The 14341-nt window shown below is 58.9% G+C and carries 9 protein-coding genes, 4 tRNA genes and 1 rRNA gene; all 14 read left to right on the top strand.

From position 1 onward, the window contains the following. The first annotated feature begins 22 nt into the window (after window positions 1-22). Window positions 23-136, top strand: a 5S ribosomal RNA gene (gene rrf, locus A6V37_RS05230). Window positions 137-292: 156 nt separating this feature from the next. After that, window positions 293-378, top strand: a tRNA-Tyr gene (locus A6V37_RS05225). A gap of 41 nt (window positions 379-419) precedes the next feature. Beyond that, window positions 420-493 (top strand) — tRNA-Gly (locus A6V37_RS05220). A gap of 16 nt (window positions 494-509) precedes the next feature. Beyond that, a tRNA-Thr gene (locus A6V37_RS05215) sits at window positions 510-584 on the top strand. Window positions 585-647: 63 nt separating this feature from the next. Next, window positions 648-1838, top strand: a complete 1191-nt coding sequence (gene tuf, locus A6V37_RS05210) for an elongation factor Tu (RefSeq protein ID WP_012434572.1) — start codon at window positions 648-650, stop codon at window positions 1836-1838. 64 nt (window positions 1839-1902) lie between these two features. Beyond that, window positions 1903-1978: transfer RNA gene (locus A6V37_RS05205), tRNA-Trp, on the top strand. A gap of 36 nt (window positions 1979-2014) precedes the next feature. After that, window positions 2015-2395 carry a preprotein translocase subunit SecE gene (secE, locus tag A6V37_RS05200; protein WP_064271308.1) on the top strand — a complete coding sequence of 127 codons (381 nt, stop codon included), beginning with the start codon at window positions 2015-2017 and terminating at the stop codon, window positions 2393-2395. Window position 2396: 1 nt separating this feature from the next. Then, complete coding sequence (gene nusG, locus A6V37_RS05195; RefSeq protein ID WP_007180147.1) at window positions 2397-2954, top strand: transcription termination/antitermination protein NusG; 558 nt, start codon at window positions 2397-2399, stop codon at window positions 2952-2954. 161 nt (window positions 2955-3115) lie between these two features. Further along, window positions 3116-3547, top strand: coding sequence for a 50S ribosomal protein L11 (gene rplK, locus A6V37_RS05190; RefSeq protein ID WP_012434578.1), 432 nt, complete (start codon window positions 3116-3118; stop codon window positions 3545-3547). Next, window positions 3548-4246 (top strand): 50S ribosomal protein L1, encoded by a 699-nt coding sequence (gene rplA / locus A6V37_RS05185; protein ID WP_064271309.1) that lies wholly within the window; start codon window positions 3548-3550, stop codon window positions 4244-4246. A gap of 302 nt (window positions 4247-4548) precedes the next feature. Beyond that, the gene (gene rplJ / locus A6V37_RS05180; protein ID WP_007180144.1) at window positions 4549-5052 is read left to right on the top strand and encodes a 50S ribosomal protein L10; all 504 of its coding nucleotides are present in this window, start codon (window positions 4549-4551) and stop codon (window positions 5050-5052) included. Between the two features lie 63 nt (window positions 5053-5115). After that, window positions 5116-5490, top strand: a complete 375-nt coding sequence (rplL, locus tag A6V37_RS05175; RefSeq protein WP_062129471.1) for a 50S ribosomal protein L7/L12 — start codon at window positions 5116-5118, stop codon at window positions 5488-5490. 369 nt (window positions 5491-5859) lie between these two features. After that, entirely contained in the window at window positions 5860-9966 is a 4107-nt protein-coding gene (rpoB, locus tag A6V37_RS05170) for a DNA-directed RNA polymerase subunit beta (protein WP_064271310.1), read from the top strand. A gap of 21 nt (window positions 9967-9987) precedes the next feature. Then, on the top strand, window positions 9988-14226 hold the full coding sequence (gene rpoC / locus A6V37_RS05165; protein WP_064271311.1) for a DNA-directed RNA polymerase subunit beta': 4239 nt from the start codon (window positions 9988-9990) through the stop codon (window positions 14224-14226). Window positions 14227-14341: the final 115 nt, after the last annotated feature.

Below are 14341 nucleotides of genomic sequence, written 5' to 3'. Positions count from 1 at the left end.
GCGACGCAGCAACCCGTCAAAGCCTGATGACCATAGCGAGTCGGTCCCACCCCTTCCCATCCCGAACAGGACCGTGAAACGACTCCACGCCGATGATAGTGCGGATTACCCGTGTGAAAGTAGGTCATCGTCAGGCTCCCCCTGCAGTATCAGAAACCCCACCCCCAAAAGGTGGGGTTTCTGCGTTTACGGCGTAGAAAAACTCACTATATAAGTGAGAGCTTTGGGTTTGGAACGGTCAAGCAAGTCTTGACAACAAGCGGTTGTTCCCCCATAATCATCAGTTCTCTGCGGAGGGGTGCCCGAGTGGCTAAAGGGGGCAGACTGTAAATCTGTTGGCTTACGCCTACGTTGGTTCGAATCCAACCTCCTCCACCAGAATGCAAGTTGTAGCAGTTGTTGGGAATCCATGGGTCCTTGCGGGTGTAGCTCAATGGTAGAGCAGAAGCCTTCCAAGCTTACGACGAGGGTTCGATTCCCTTCACCCGCTCCAGCGACATAGAAGTAGCGCCCATGTGGCTCAGTGGTAGAGCACTCCCTTGGTAAGGGAGAGGTCGGCAGTTCGATCCTGCCCATGGGCACCAGAAGTACTCGGTGATTGTTTGCGCCCGGCGCAACGTACGGAAAAATCCTCTTAGGAGTCGAAAATGGCCAAGGGTAAGTTTGAGCGGACCAAGCCGCACGTGAACGTCGGCACGATCGGTCACGTTGACCACGGCAAGACCACGCTGACGGCAGCGATCACGACGGTTCTGACGCAGAAGTTTGGCGGCGAAGCGAAGGCATACGACCAGATCGACGCGGCGCCGGAAGAGAAGGCACGTGGCATTACGATCAACACGGCACACGTCGAGTACGAAACGGCTAACCGCCACTACGCACACGTTGACTGCCCGGGCCACGCTGACTATGTGAAGAACATGATCACGGGCGCAGCGCAGATGGACGGCGCAATCCTGGTGTGCTCGGCCGCCGACGGCCCGATGCCGCAAACGCGTGAGCACATCCTGCTGGCGCGCCAGGTTGGCGTTCCGTACATCATCGTGTTCCTGAACAAGTGCGACATGGTGGACGACGCTGAGCTGCTGGAGCTGGTCGAGATGGAAGTTCGCGAACTTCTGTCGAAGTACGACTTCCCGGGCGACGACACGCCGATCATCAAGGGCTCGGCCAAACTGGCGCTGGAAGGCGACAAGGGCGAGCTGGGCGAAGTGGCGATCATGAACCTGGCCGACGCGCTGGACACGTACATCCCGACGCCGGAGCGCGCAGTTGACGGCGCATTCCTGATGCCGGTGGAAGACGTGTTCTCGATCTCGGGTCGCGGCACGGTGGTGACGGGTCGCGTTGAGCGCGGCGTCGTGAAGGTCGGCGAGGAAATCGAAATCGTCGGTATCAAGCCGACGGTGAAGACGACCTGCACGGGCGTGGAAATGTTCCGCAAGCTGCTCGACCAGGGTCAGGCAGGCGACAACGTGGGTATCCTGCTGCGCGGCACGAAGCGTGAAGACGTGGAGCGTGGCCAGGTTCTGGCGAAGCCGGGTTCGATCAACCCGCACACGCACTTCACGGCTGAAGTGTACGTGCTGAGCAAGGACGAAGGTGGCCGTCACACGCCGTTCTTCAACAACTACCGTCCGCAGTTCTACTTCCGTACGACGGACGTGACGGGCTCGATCGAGTTGCCGAAGGACAAGGAAATGGTCATGCCGGGCGACAACGTGTCGATCACGGTGAAGCTGATCAACCCGATCGCGATGGAAGAAGGTCTGCGCTTCGCAATCCGCGAAGGAGGCCGTACGGTCGGCGCAGGTGTGGTTGCCAAGATCCTCGAGTAACGCCAGATAGTTCTCGTTGATCGGTAGTTTCGGGGTTGGCGGTGTCGTCAACCCCAAATGGTTTAGGGGTATAGCTCAACTGGCAGAGCGTCGGTCTCCAAAACCGAAGGTTGGGGGTTCGATTCCCTCTGCCCCTGCCAACTCTCGCGCCAAATGTGGCGCTTCGTTAAGGTGTTATGGCGAATCCTTCCGTCGAAACTGTAAATACATCCGGCGACAAGCTGATGCTCGTCGCGGGCGTATTGTTGGTCTTGGCCGGGTTCGTGGGGTTCTTCTGGCTCGGTGGCCAGGAATGGTACGTCCGCGGAGCCGCCTTGGCTGTTGGTGCGATCGCGGGTGTTGCAGTCGGTCTTCTCTCCGCGCCTGGCAAGAGTTTCATCGCTTTCGCCAAAGATTCGTACAAGGAAGTCCGTAAGGTTGTCTGGCCCACTCGCAAAGAGGCGACCCAGACAACGCTCGTAGTGTTCGGCTTCGTGTTCGTCATGGCGATCTTTCTCTGGGTTAGTGATAAATCCATCGAATGGGCGATTTTCTCGGTGATTCTGGGTTGGAAATGATATGAGCGATACTCCGGCATCCCCGAGTGGAAAACGTTGGTACGTGGTGCACGCCTACTCCGGTATGGAGAAGAGCGTGCAACGTGCGCTTCAGGAGCGCATCGAACGTGCCGGCATGCAAGATCAGTTTGGTCAAATCCTCGTGCCGACCGAAGAAGTCGTCGAGGTGAAAGGCGGTCACAAATCGGTGACCGAACGTCGTTTCTTCCCGGGCTATGTGCTCGTGGAAATGGAAATGACTGACGAAACGTGGCACCTCGTGAAAAACACGGCAAAGGTGACTGGTTTCGTCGGCGGTGCACGTAATCGTCCGAGCCCGATTTCCCCTCGGGAAGTCGAGAAAATCATGTCGCAGATGCAGGAAGGCGTGGAAAAGCCGCGTCCGAAGACCCTGTTCGAAGTGGGCGAGATGGTGCGGGTGAAGGACGGCCCGTTCACGGATTTCAACGGCAGCGTCGAAGAAGTGAACTACGAAAAGTCGCGTGTCCGAGTTTCCGTTACGATTTTCGGCCGCGCAACGCCGGTCGAACTGGAATTCGGCCAGGTCGAAAAGCTGTAATCCAGAATTCTACGGAGCGCACCAACTGGTGCGTTTCGTATTTCGCGCTTACGGTCCGCGTAATGGCTGTTGAGGAGCGCAAGTAGCCCATTTCGGTGAACGCGCGCTACTACTCACTGAACCCCGCATGTTTTCATGTGGTGTTCCAAAGAGGTTCCAACATGGCAAAGAAAATCATCGGCTTTATCAAGCTGCAGATTCCTGCAGGCAAAGCCAATCCGTCGCCGCCGGTCGGTCCGGCACTGGGTCAGCGCGGCCTGAACATCATGGAGTTCTGCAAGGCGTTTAACGCGCAGACTCAAGCGCTGGAGCCGGGTCTGCCGACTCCGGTCGTGATCACCGCGTTCGCGGACAAGAGCTTCACGTTCGTTCTGAAGACGCCGCCGGCTACGGTTCTGATCAAGAAGGCAGCGAAGATCGATAAGGGTTCGAGCAAGCCGCATACCGACAAGGTTGGCAAGATCACCCGCGCTCAAGCTGAAGACATCGCCAAGACCAAGATGCCCGATCTGACGGCAGCTGATCTGGACGCAGCGGTTCGTACGATCGCTGGTAGCGCCCGCTCGATGGGCATCACCGTGGAGGGCGTGTAAATGGCTAAGCTTTCGAAGCGTCTGCAAGCATTTGCAGCCAAGGTTGATCGTCAGAAGCTGTACGCGATCGACGAAGCTCTGTCGCTCGTGAAGGAATGCGCAAGCGCGAAGTTCGACGAATCGATCGACGTCGCAGTGCAACTCGGCATTGACGCGAAGAAGTCGGATCAAGTGGTCCGTGGCTCGGTCGTTCTGCCGGCTGGTACCGGTAAGTCGGTCCGCGTCGCGGTGTTCGCACAAGGCGAAAAGGCTGAGCAAGCTCGTGCAGCAGGCGCTGAAGTCGTCGGTATGGAAGATCTGGCTGAACAAGTCAAGGCCGGCAAGCTGGACTTTGACATCGTGATCGCTTCGCCGGACACCATGCGCGTTGTCGGTACGCTCGGTCAGATCCTCGGCCCGCGCGGCCTGATGCCGAACCCGAAGGTCGGTACGGTTACGCCGGACGTCGCAACGGCAGTGAAGAACGCCAAGGCTGGTCAGGTGCAATTCCGTGTCGACAAGGCCGGTATCATCCACGCTACTATCGGCCGCGCTTCGTTCGAACCGACGGCACTGCGCACCAACCTGAACGCTCTCGTCGACGCGCTGCAAAAAGCGAAGCCGGCAACGAGCAAGGGTGTTTACCTGCGTAAGGTTGCACTGTCGAGCACGATGGGCGTTGGCGTTCGCGTCGACCAGGCATCGCTGGCAGCACAGTAAGAAAATTCATCGCCTCGACGAAAGTTGGGGCGGTTTTAAGGGCTTTGGGCGGTTGCGGAATGGCAGTTTGCATTGCGCAACCGGTTGTCAAAGACCGTTGGCGGGCACGCAGCAGGTAGGCGAGTCCTTAATGCAAAGCCAACGCAGATGGCGAACCCGAAAAGGTTTTGTAGTGATGAAACCGTCGGATGTCCGCAGCAATGCGGATGTCGGGCGGTCGAAATACTCCTGACTGGTCGGACGCCGTTATTGAACGCGGTACACAAGGCGCACGCTGCGTGTATCGAATCTGGAGGTTAACCGTGCCACTTAACAAAGAAAGCAAGCAGGCCGTGGTCGCTGAGGTTGCCGCGCAAGTCGCGAAAGCCCAGACCGTGGTTCTGGCTGAGTATCGTGGAATCGCGGTTGGCGATCTGACCAAGCTGCGCGCGAAAGCGCGTGAGCAACAGGTTTACCTTCGCGTGTTGAAAAACACGCTGGCGCGTCGCGCTGTCGAAGGTACCCCGTTTGCTCCGCTGGCAGAGCAGATGACTGGTCCCCTGATCTACGGCATCTCGGAAGATGCAATTGCAGCTGCTAAGGTCGTCAACGACTTCGGCAAAACCAATGACAAGTTGATCATCAAGGCCGGTTCCTACGAAGGCAAGGTGATGGACAAGGCTGGCGTGCAAGCGCTGGCAAACATCCCGAGCCGCGAAGAACTGCTCTCCAAGCTGTTGTACGTTATGCAGGCACCTGTTTCCGGCTTTGCGCGCGCTCTGGCCGCGCTGGCAGAAAAGAAACAAGGCGAAGAAACCGCTGCGTAATGCACTTCAGTCGAGCGTGATTGATCGCTGGCTGTATCCGAATTCAATTTAGGAGTATTTCAAATGGCAATCGCAAAAGAAGACATCCTCGAGGCAGTAAGCTCGATGTCGGTTCTGGAACTGAACGAGCTGGTCAAGGCGTTCGAAGAAAAGTTTGGCGTGTCGGCAGCTGCTGTTGCAGTGGCAGGCCCGGCAGGCGGCGGCGCTGCTGCTGCAGCTGAAGAGCAAACCGAGTTCACGGTCAACCTGACGGAAGTCGGCGCGAACAAGGTTTCGGTCATTAAGGCCGTTCGTGAACTGACGGGTCTCGGCCTGAAGGAAGCGAAGGATCTGGTTGACGGTGCACCGAAGCCTGTTAAGGAAGCGGTACCGAAGGCTGCTGCTGAAGAAGCCAAGAAGAAGTTGGAAGAAGCCGGCGCGAAGGCTGAAATCAAGTAAGTTTCAGCGCGTTGTGCGAAGGCTGGCGGTTTTTCACCGCCGGCCTTTTTGTGCTTTGTGGGGGACGCGTTTTCGCACGTTGTTTCGGCAAAAACGTAGCTCCCAGAAGCCAAAGAAAACCGCCATTCGGCAACATTGACCGGCGATTCTCTTTGTCTTCTGAAGCGACTGCAGAAGGCAAGTTTGGTCGGGTAGCGGGCAACATAGGCATCCGCTGCCGTCAGCCAGCGGTTGGTAGCGGCCAACCACCAAGCTTCTAGGCTCGTTCAAGCCATCGGACGGCCATCGGGTCTCAGTCGGTGAACACTCGGGTTGTCTCATCAAGGTATCCTGCCTCGACAACAATGCCCGCCGTGATTCGGAGATCGTATGCAATATTCCTTCACCGAGAAGAAGCGCATTCGCAAGAGTTTTGCGAAGCGCCCCATCGTTCACCAAGTACCTTTCCTGCTGGCTACCCAGCTTGAATCATTCAGCACGTTTCTGCAAGCAGACACGTCGTCCACGCAACGCAAGCCGGAAGGCCTGCAAGCTGCGTTTACCTCTGTTTTCCCGATCGTTTCGCATAACGGGTTCGCTCGTCTGGAGTTCGTCAGCTACATGCTGTCGCCGCCGGCATTCAACATCAAGGAATGTCAGCAGCGCGGTTTGACGTACTGCTCGGCCCTGCGCGCGAAAGTGCGTCTGGTGTTGCTCGACAAGGAATCGCCGAGCAAGCCGGTCGTGAAGGAAGTGAAGGAACAGGAAGTGTACATGGGCGAAATTCCGCTCATGACGCCGACCGGTTCGTTCGTCATCAACGGCACGGAACGTGTGATCGTTTCGCAGCTGCACCGTTCGCCTGGCGTGTTCTTCGAACACGACAAGGGCAAGACGCACAGCTCGGGCAAGCTCCTGTTCTCCGCACGTATCATTCCTTACCGCGGCTCGTGGCTCGACTTCGAGTTCGACCCGAAGGACGTGCTGTACTTCCGCGTCGACCGTCGCCGCAAGATGCCGGTTACGATCCTGCTGAAGGCAATCGGCCTCACGCCGGAACAGATCCTCGCAAACTTCTTCGTGTTCGACAATTTCACGCTGATGCCGGAAGGCGCGCAGATGGAATTCGTGCCGGAGCGCCTGCGTGGTGAAGTCGCACGTTTCGACATCACGGACCGTGATGGCAACGTGATTGTCCAGAAGGACAAGCGGATCAACGCGAAGCATATTCGCGATCTCGACAACGCGAAGACCAAGTTCATCTCGGTCCCGGAAGACTATCTGCTCGGCCGCGTGCTGGCGAAGAACGTTGTCGACGGTGACACCGGTGAAGTTATCGCGAACGCGAACGACGAAATCACGGAAACCGTCCTCGAAAAGCTTCGCGAAGCGAAGATCAAAGACATCCAGACGCTCTACACGAACGATCTGGATCAAGGTCCGTACATCTCGTCGACGCTGCGTATCGACGAAACCGCGGACAAGATGGCCGCTCGCATCGCCATCTACCGCATGATGCGTCCGGGCGAACCGCCGACCGAAGAAGCGGTCGAGGCGCTGTTCAACCGTCTGTTCTACAGCGAAGACGCATACGACCTGTCCAAGGTGGGTCGTATGAAGTTCAATCGTCGCGTGGGTCGCGACGAGATCGTCGGACCGATGACGCTGCAAGACGACGACATCCTCGCAACGATCAAGATCCTGGTCGAGCTGCGTAACGGCAAGGGCGAAGTGGACGACATCGACCACTTGGGCAACCGTCGTGTGCGTTGCGTCGGCGAACTGGCCGAAAACCAGTTCCGCGCAGGTCTCGTGCGTGTCGAACGTGCTGTGAAGGAACGCCTCGGCCAGGCTGAAAGCGAAAACCTGATGCCGCACGACCTGATCAACTCGAAGCCGATTTCGTCGGCGATTCGCGAGTTCTTCGGTTCGTCGCAGCTGTCGCAGTTCATGGACCAAACGAACCCGCTGTCGGAAATCACCCACAAGCGCCGTGTCTCGGCACTTGGCCCGGGCGGTTTGACGCGTGAGCGCGCTGGCTTTGAAGTCCGCGACGTGCACCCGACTCACTACGGTCGCGTGTGCCCGATTGAAACGCCGGAAGGTCCGAACATCGGCCTGATCAACTCGCTCGCTCTGTACGCGCACCTGAACGAATACGGCTTCCTCGAAACGCCGTACCGTAAGGTCGTGGACAGCAAGGTGACCGATCAGATCGACTACCTGTCGGCGATCGAAGAAGGCCGTTACGTGATCGCTCAGGCGAACGCGGCGGTTGCTGCCGACGGCTCGCTGACCGACGAACTGGTATCGTCGCGTGAAGCCGGCGAAACGCTGATGGTCACGCCGGACCGCATCCAGTACATGGACGTGGCGCCGTCGCAGATCGTGTCGGTGGCAGCATCGCTGATTCCGTTCCTCGAGCACGACGACGCGAACCGCGCGTTGATGGGTTCGAACATGCAGCGTCAGGCTGTGCCGTGTCTGCGCCCTGAAAAGGCCGTGGTCGGTACGGGTATTGAACGCACGGTGGCAGTCGACTCGGGTACGACGGTTCAGGCGTTCCGCGGCGGTGTGGTCGATTACGTCGACGCAGGCCGTATCGTGATTCGCGTGAACGACGACGAAGCCGTTGCCGGCGAAGTCGGCGTGGACATCTACAACCTGATCAAGTACACGCGTTCGAACCAGAACACGAACATCAACCAGCGCCCGATCGTAAAGATGGGCGACAAGGTTGCACGCGGCGACGTGCTGGCTGACGGCGCATCGACCGATCTGGGCGAGCTCGCGCTCGGCCAGAACATGCTGATCGCGTTCATGCCGTGGAACGGCTACAACTTCGAAGACTCGATTTTGATCTCGGAGAAGGTGGTTGCCGACGACCGCTACACGTCGATCCACATCGAAGAACTGAATGTCGTCGCTCGCGACACGAAGCTCGGACCGGAAGAAATCACGCGCGACATCTCGAACCTGGCTGAAGTGCAACTCGGCCGTCTCGACGAGTCGGGCATCGTGTACATCGGCGCGGAAGTCGAAGCAGGCGACGTGCTGGTCGGTAAGGTCACCCCGAAGGGCGAAACCCAGCTGACGCCGGAAGAAAAGCTGCTGCGCGCGATCTTCGGTGAAAAGGCTTCGGACGTGAAGGACACGTCGCTGCGCGTGCCGTCGGGCATGAGCGGTACGGTGATCGACGTCCAGGTGTTCACGCGTGAAGGCATTCAGCGCGACAAGCGTGCGCAACAGATCATTGACGATGAACTGAAGCGCTATCGCCTCGACCTGAACGACCAGCTGCGCATCGTGGAAGGCGACGCGTTCCAGCGTCTCGCACGTATGCTCGACGGCAAGGTCGCGAACGGCGGTCCGAAGAAGCTGGCGAAGGGCACGAAGATCGAACAGGCTTACCTGGAAGATCTGGACCACTACCACTGGTTCGACATCCGCCTCGCGGACGAAGAAGCAGCGGCACAGCTCGAAGCGATCAAGAATTCGATCGAAGAAAAGCGCCACCAGTTCGACCTCGCGTTCGAAGAAAAGCGCAAGAAGCTCACGCAAGGCGACGAACTGCCGCCGGGCGTGTTGAAGATGGTCAAGGTGTACCTGGCAGTCAAGCGCCGTCTGCAGCCTGGCGACAAGATGGCAGGCCGTCACGGTAACAAAGGTGTCGTGTCGAAGATCGTCCCGATCGAAGACATGCCGTACATGGCCGACGGCCGTCCGGCTGACGTCGTTCTGAACCCGCTCGGCGTGCCGTCGCGGATGAACGTGGGTCAGGTTCTCGAAGTGCATCTGGGTTGGGCCGCGAAGGGTCTGGGCTGGCGTATTGGCGAAATGCTGCAGCGTCAGGCGAAGATCACTGAACTGCGCGAATTCCTGACCAAGATCTACAACGAGTCGGGCCGTGCCGAAGAGCTGGACAGCTTCACCGACGACGAAATCGTCGAACTGGCGAAGAATCTGCGCGAAGGCGTGCCGTTTGCAACGCCGGTGTTCGACGGTGCGACGGAAGAAGAAATGTCGCGCGCGCTGGATCTGGCGTTCCCGGACGACATCGCGAAGAACCTCGGCATGACGCCGTCGAAGAATCAGGTTCGTCTGTACGACGGTCGCACGGGCGAAATGTTCGAACGTACGGTGACGGTCGGCTACATGCACTACCTGAAACTGCACCACTTGGTCGACGACAAGATGCACGCGCGTTCCACGGGCCCGTACTCGCTCGTGACGCAGCAGCCGTTGGGCGGTAAAGCGCAGTTCGGTGGCCAGCGTTTCGGTGAAATGGAAGTGTGGGCGCTCGAAGCGTACGGCGCATCGTACGTGCTGCAAGAAATGCTGACGGTGAAGTCGGACGACGTGACAGGCCGGACCAAGGTTTATGAAAACCTGGTCAAGGGCGATCACGTGATCGATGCAGGCATGCCGGAATCCTTCAACGTGTTGGTGAAGGAAATCCGCTCGCTCGGTATCGACATCGACCTCGACCGCAACTAATCGGACTACGGAGAGAAAGCAATGAAAGCTCTGCTCGATCTATTCAAGCAAGTCCAACAGCCTGAAGTTTTTGACGCGATCAAGATCGGTCTGGCCTCGCCGGACAAGATCCGTTCGTGGTCGTTCGGTGAAGTGAAGAAGCCGGAAACCATCAACTACCGGACGTTCAAGCCGGAACGCGATGGTCTGTTCTGCGCGAAGATTTTCGGGCCGATCAAGGACTACGAATGCCTTTGCGGCAAGTACAAGCGCCTGAAGCACCGTGGCGTGATCTGCGAGAAGTGCGGCGTCGAAGTGACGCTGGCGAAGGTGCGTCGCGAACGCATGGGCCATATTGAGCTGGCCTCGCCGGTTGCGCACATCTGGTTCCTGAAGTCGCTGCCGTCGCGTCTGGGCATGGTGCTCGACATGACGCTGCGCGACATCGAGCGCGTGCTGTACTTCGAAGCATATGTGGTGATCGATCCGGGCATGACGCCGCTGAAAGCGCGGCAGATCATGACCGAAGAGGATTACTACAACAAGGTCGAAGAGTACGGTGACGAATTCCGTGCCGAAATGGGCGCGGAAGGCGTGCGCGAACTGCTGCGCGCGATCAACATCGACGAACAGGTCGAGTTGCTGCGTACGGAACTCAAGAACACGGGTTCGGAAGCGAAGATCAAGAAGTACGCGAAGCGTCTGAAGGTGCTTGAGGCTTTCCAGCGTTCGGGCATCAAGCCTGACTGGATGGTGCTCGAAGTGCTGCCGGTGCTGCCGCCGGAACTGCGTCCGCTGGTGCCGCTGGACGGCGGCCGTTTCGCGACGTCGGACCTGAACGACCTGTATCGCCGCGTGATCAACCGTAACAACCGGTTGAAGCGTCTGCTCGAACTGAAGGCGCCTGAAATCATCGTCCGCAACGAAAAGCGGATGTTGCAGGAAGCCGTCGATTCGCTGCTCGACAACGGTCGCCGCGGTAAGGCCATGACCGGCGCGAACAAGCGTCCGCTGAAGTCGCTCGCCGACATGATCAAGGGTAAGGGCGGCCGTTTCCGTCAGAACCTGCTTGGTAAGCGCGTTGACTACTCGGGCCGTTCGGTGATCGTGGTCGGTCCGACGCTCAAGCTGCATCAGTGCGGTCTGCCGAAGCTGATGGCGCTCGAACTGTTCAAGCCGTTCATCTTCAACAAGCTCGAAGTGATGGGTGTCGCTACCACCATCAAGGCTGCGAAGAAGGAAGTCGAGAACCAGACGCCGGTGGTGTGGGACATCCTCGAAGAGGTGATCCGCGAACATCCGGTCATGCTGAACCGTGCGCCGACGCTGCACCGTCTTGGCATTCAGGCTTTCGAGCCGGTGCTGATCGAAGGTAAGGCAATCCAGCTGCACCCGCTCGTTTGCGCGGCGTTCAACGCCGACTTCGACGGTGACCAGATGGCTGTTCACGTGCCGCTGTCGCTCGAAGCGCAGATGGAAGCGCGTACGCTGATGCTGGCGTCGAACAACGTCCTGTTCCCGGCCAACGGCGATCCGTCGATCGTGCCGTCGCAGGATATCGTGCTCGGTCTGTACTACGCGACCCGTGAAGCCGTGAACGCGAAGGGCGAAGGCCTGACGTTCACGGGCGTCTCGGAAGCGCTGCGTGCGTACGAGAACAAGGAAGTTGAGCTCGCCTCGCGCGTCAACGTGCGGATCACTGAAATGGTCCATAACGAAGACAAGTCGGAAGGCGCGCCGGCATTCGTGCCGAAGATCACGCTGTATGCGACGACCGTCGGCCGTTCCATCCTGTCGGAAATCCTGCCGCCGGGCCTGCCGTTCTCGGTGCTGAACAAGCCGCTGAAGAAGAAGGAAATCTCGCGTCTGATCAACACCGCATTCCGCAAGTGCGGTCTGCGCGAAACGGTGATTTTCGCCGACCAGTTGATGCAGTCGGGTTTCCGTCTGGCAACGCGCGCTGGTATCTCGATCTGCGTCGACGACATGCTCGTGCCGCCGCAGAAGGAAACCATCGTTGGCGACGCCGCGAAGAAGGTGAAGGAATACGACCGTCAGTACATGTCGGGTCTCGTCACGTCGCAAGAGCGCTACAACAACGTGGTCGACATTTGGTCGGCAACGTCGGAAGCGGTCGGCAAGGCGATGATGGAGCAGCTGTCGACGGAGCCGGTGGTCGATCGCGACGGCAACGAAACGCGTCAGGAATCGTTCAACTCGATTTACATGATGGCGGACTCGGGTGCTCGTGGTTCCGCGGTTCAGATTCGTCAGCTGGCCGGTATGCGTGGCCTGATGGCGAAGCCGGACGGCTCGATCATCGAGACGCCGATTACGGCGAACTTCCGCGAAGGCCTGAACGTGTTGCAGTACTTCATCTCGACCCACGGTGCACGTAAGGGTCTGGCTGATACGGCACTGAAGACGGCAAACTCGGGTTACCTGACGCGTCGTCTGGTCGATGTGACGCAGGATCTGGTCGTCGTCGAAGACGATTGCGGCACGTCGCAAGGCGTGGCGATGAAGGCGTTGGTCGAAGGCGGTGAAGTCGTCGAAGCGCTGCGTGACCGTATTCTGGGTCGCGTGACGGTGGCGGACGTCGTCAATCCGGAATCGCAGGAAACGCTGTACGAAACGGGCACGCTGCTCGACGAAGACGCAGTTGAAGAAATCGAACGCCTCGGTATCGACGAAGTGCGCGTGCGTACGCCGCTGACTTGCGAAACGCGTTACGGTCTGTGCGCAGCCTGCTATGGCCGCGACCTGGGCCGCGGCTCGTCGGTCAACGTCGGTGAGGCAGTCGGCGTGATCGCTGCTCAGTCGATCGGTGAACCGGGCACGCAGCTCACGATGCGTACGTTCCACATCGGTGGTGCGGCATCGCGTGCGGCGGTGGCTTCGTCGGTTGAAGCGAAGTCGAACGGTACGGTGCGTTTCACGGCAACGATGCGTTACGTCACCAACGCGAAGGGCGAGCAGATCGTCATCTCGCGTTCGGGCGAAGCGATGATTACCGACGACCACGGTCGCGAGCGCGAACGTCACAAGGTGCCGTACGGCGCGACGCTGTTGCAACTGGACGGCGCGCAGATCAAGGCCGGCACGCAACTGGCGACGTGGGATCCGATGACGCGTCCGATCATCACCGAATACGGTGGTACGGTGAAGTTCGAAAACGTCGAAGAAGGCGTGACCGTTGCGAAGCAGATCGACGATGTGACGGGTCTGTCCACGCTGGTCGTGATCGACGTGAAGCGTCGTGGTTCGCAAGCGTCGAAGACGGTGCGTCCGCAGGTCAAGCTGCTCGATGCGAACGGCGAAGAAGTCAAGATCCCGAACACCGAGCACTCGGTGCAGATCGGCTTCCAGGTCGGCGCTCTGATAACCGTGAAGGACGGTCAGCAAGTGCAGGTCGGTGAGGTGCTCGCACGTATCCCCACTGAATCGCAGAAGACGCGTGACATTACTGGCGGTCTGCCGCGTGTGGCGGAACTGTTCGAAGCACGTTCGCCGAAGGACGCAGGTATCCTGGCGGAAGTCACGGGTACGACGTCGTTCGGTAAGGACACGAAGGGCAAGCAGCGTCTCGTTATCACGGACCTCGAGGGCAACCAGCACGAGTTCCTGATCGCGAAGGAAAAGCAGGTTCTGGTGCACGATGGTCAGGTCGTCAACAAGGGCGAAATGATCGTGGACGGACCGGCGGATCCGCACGACATCCTGCGTTTGCAGGGCGTCGAAGCGCTGTCGCGTTACATCGTGGACGAAGTGCAGGACGTGTACCGTCTGCAAGGCGTGAAGATCAACGACAAGCACATTGAAGTGATTGTTCGTCAGATGCTGCGCCGCGTGCAGATTACGGACAACGGCGATACGCGTTTCATCCCGGGCGAACAGGTCGAGCGGTCGGATATGCTCGACGAAAACGACCGTATGATCGCGGAAGACAAGCGTCCGGCAACGTACGAAAACGTCCTGCTCGGTATCACGAAGGCCTCGTTGTCGACCGACTCGTTCATCTCCGCGGCGTCGTTCCAGGAAACGACCCGCGTGCTGACCGAAGCGGCGATCATGGGCAAGCGCGACGACCTGCGTGGTCTGAAGGAAAACGTGATCGTCGGCCGTCTGATTCCGGCCGGTACGGGTCTCGCGTTCCACAAGGCGCGCAAGAGCAAGGAACTGTCCGACCGCGAGCGTTTCGATCAGATCGCAGCGGAAGAGTCGTTCGAATTCGGTACGCCGGAAACCCCGGCCGCCGAACAGCAGCACTCAGGCGAGTAAGTCCCGGCGGCGCAAGCCGCCTGGGGCTCCAGCCAGCGAAGCCGCTCAGTTTCGACTGAGCGGCTTTTTTTATTTGCACGGATTTTGCGCCGTTGCTCATCGTAACTAGGCCGGA

It is taken from the genome of Paraburkholderia ginsengiterrae, assembly GCF_001645125.1.
GTDB lineage: Bacteria > Pseudomonadota > Gammaproteobacteria > Burkholderiales > Burkholderiaceae > Paraburkholderia > Paraburkholderia ginsengiterrae.
This window is presented reverse-complemented; position numbering and strand designations above follow the sequence as displayed.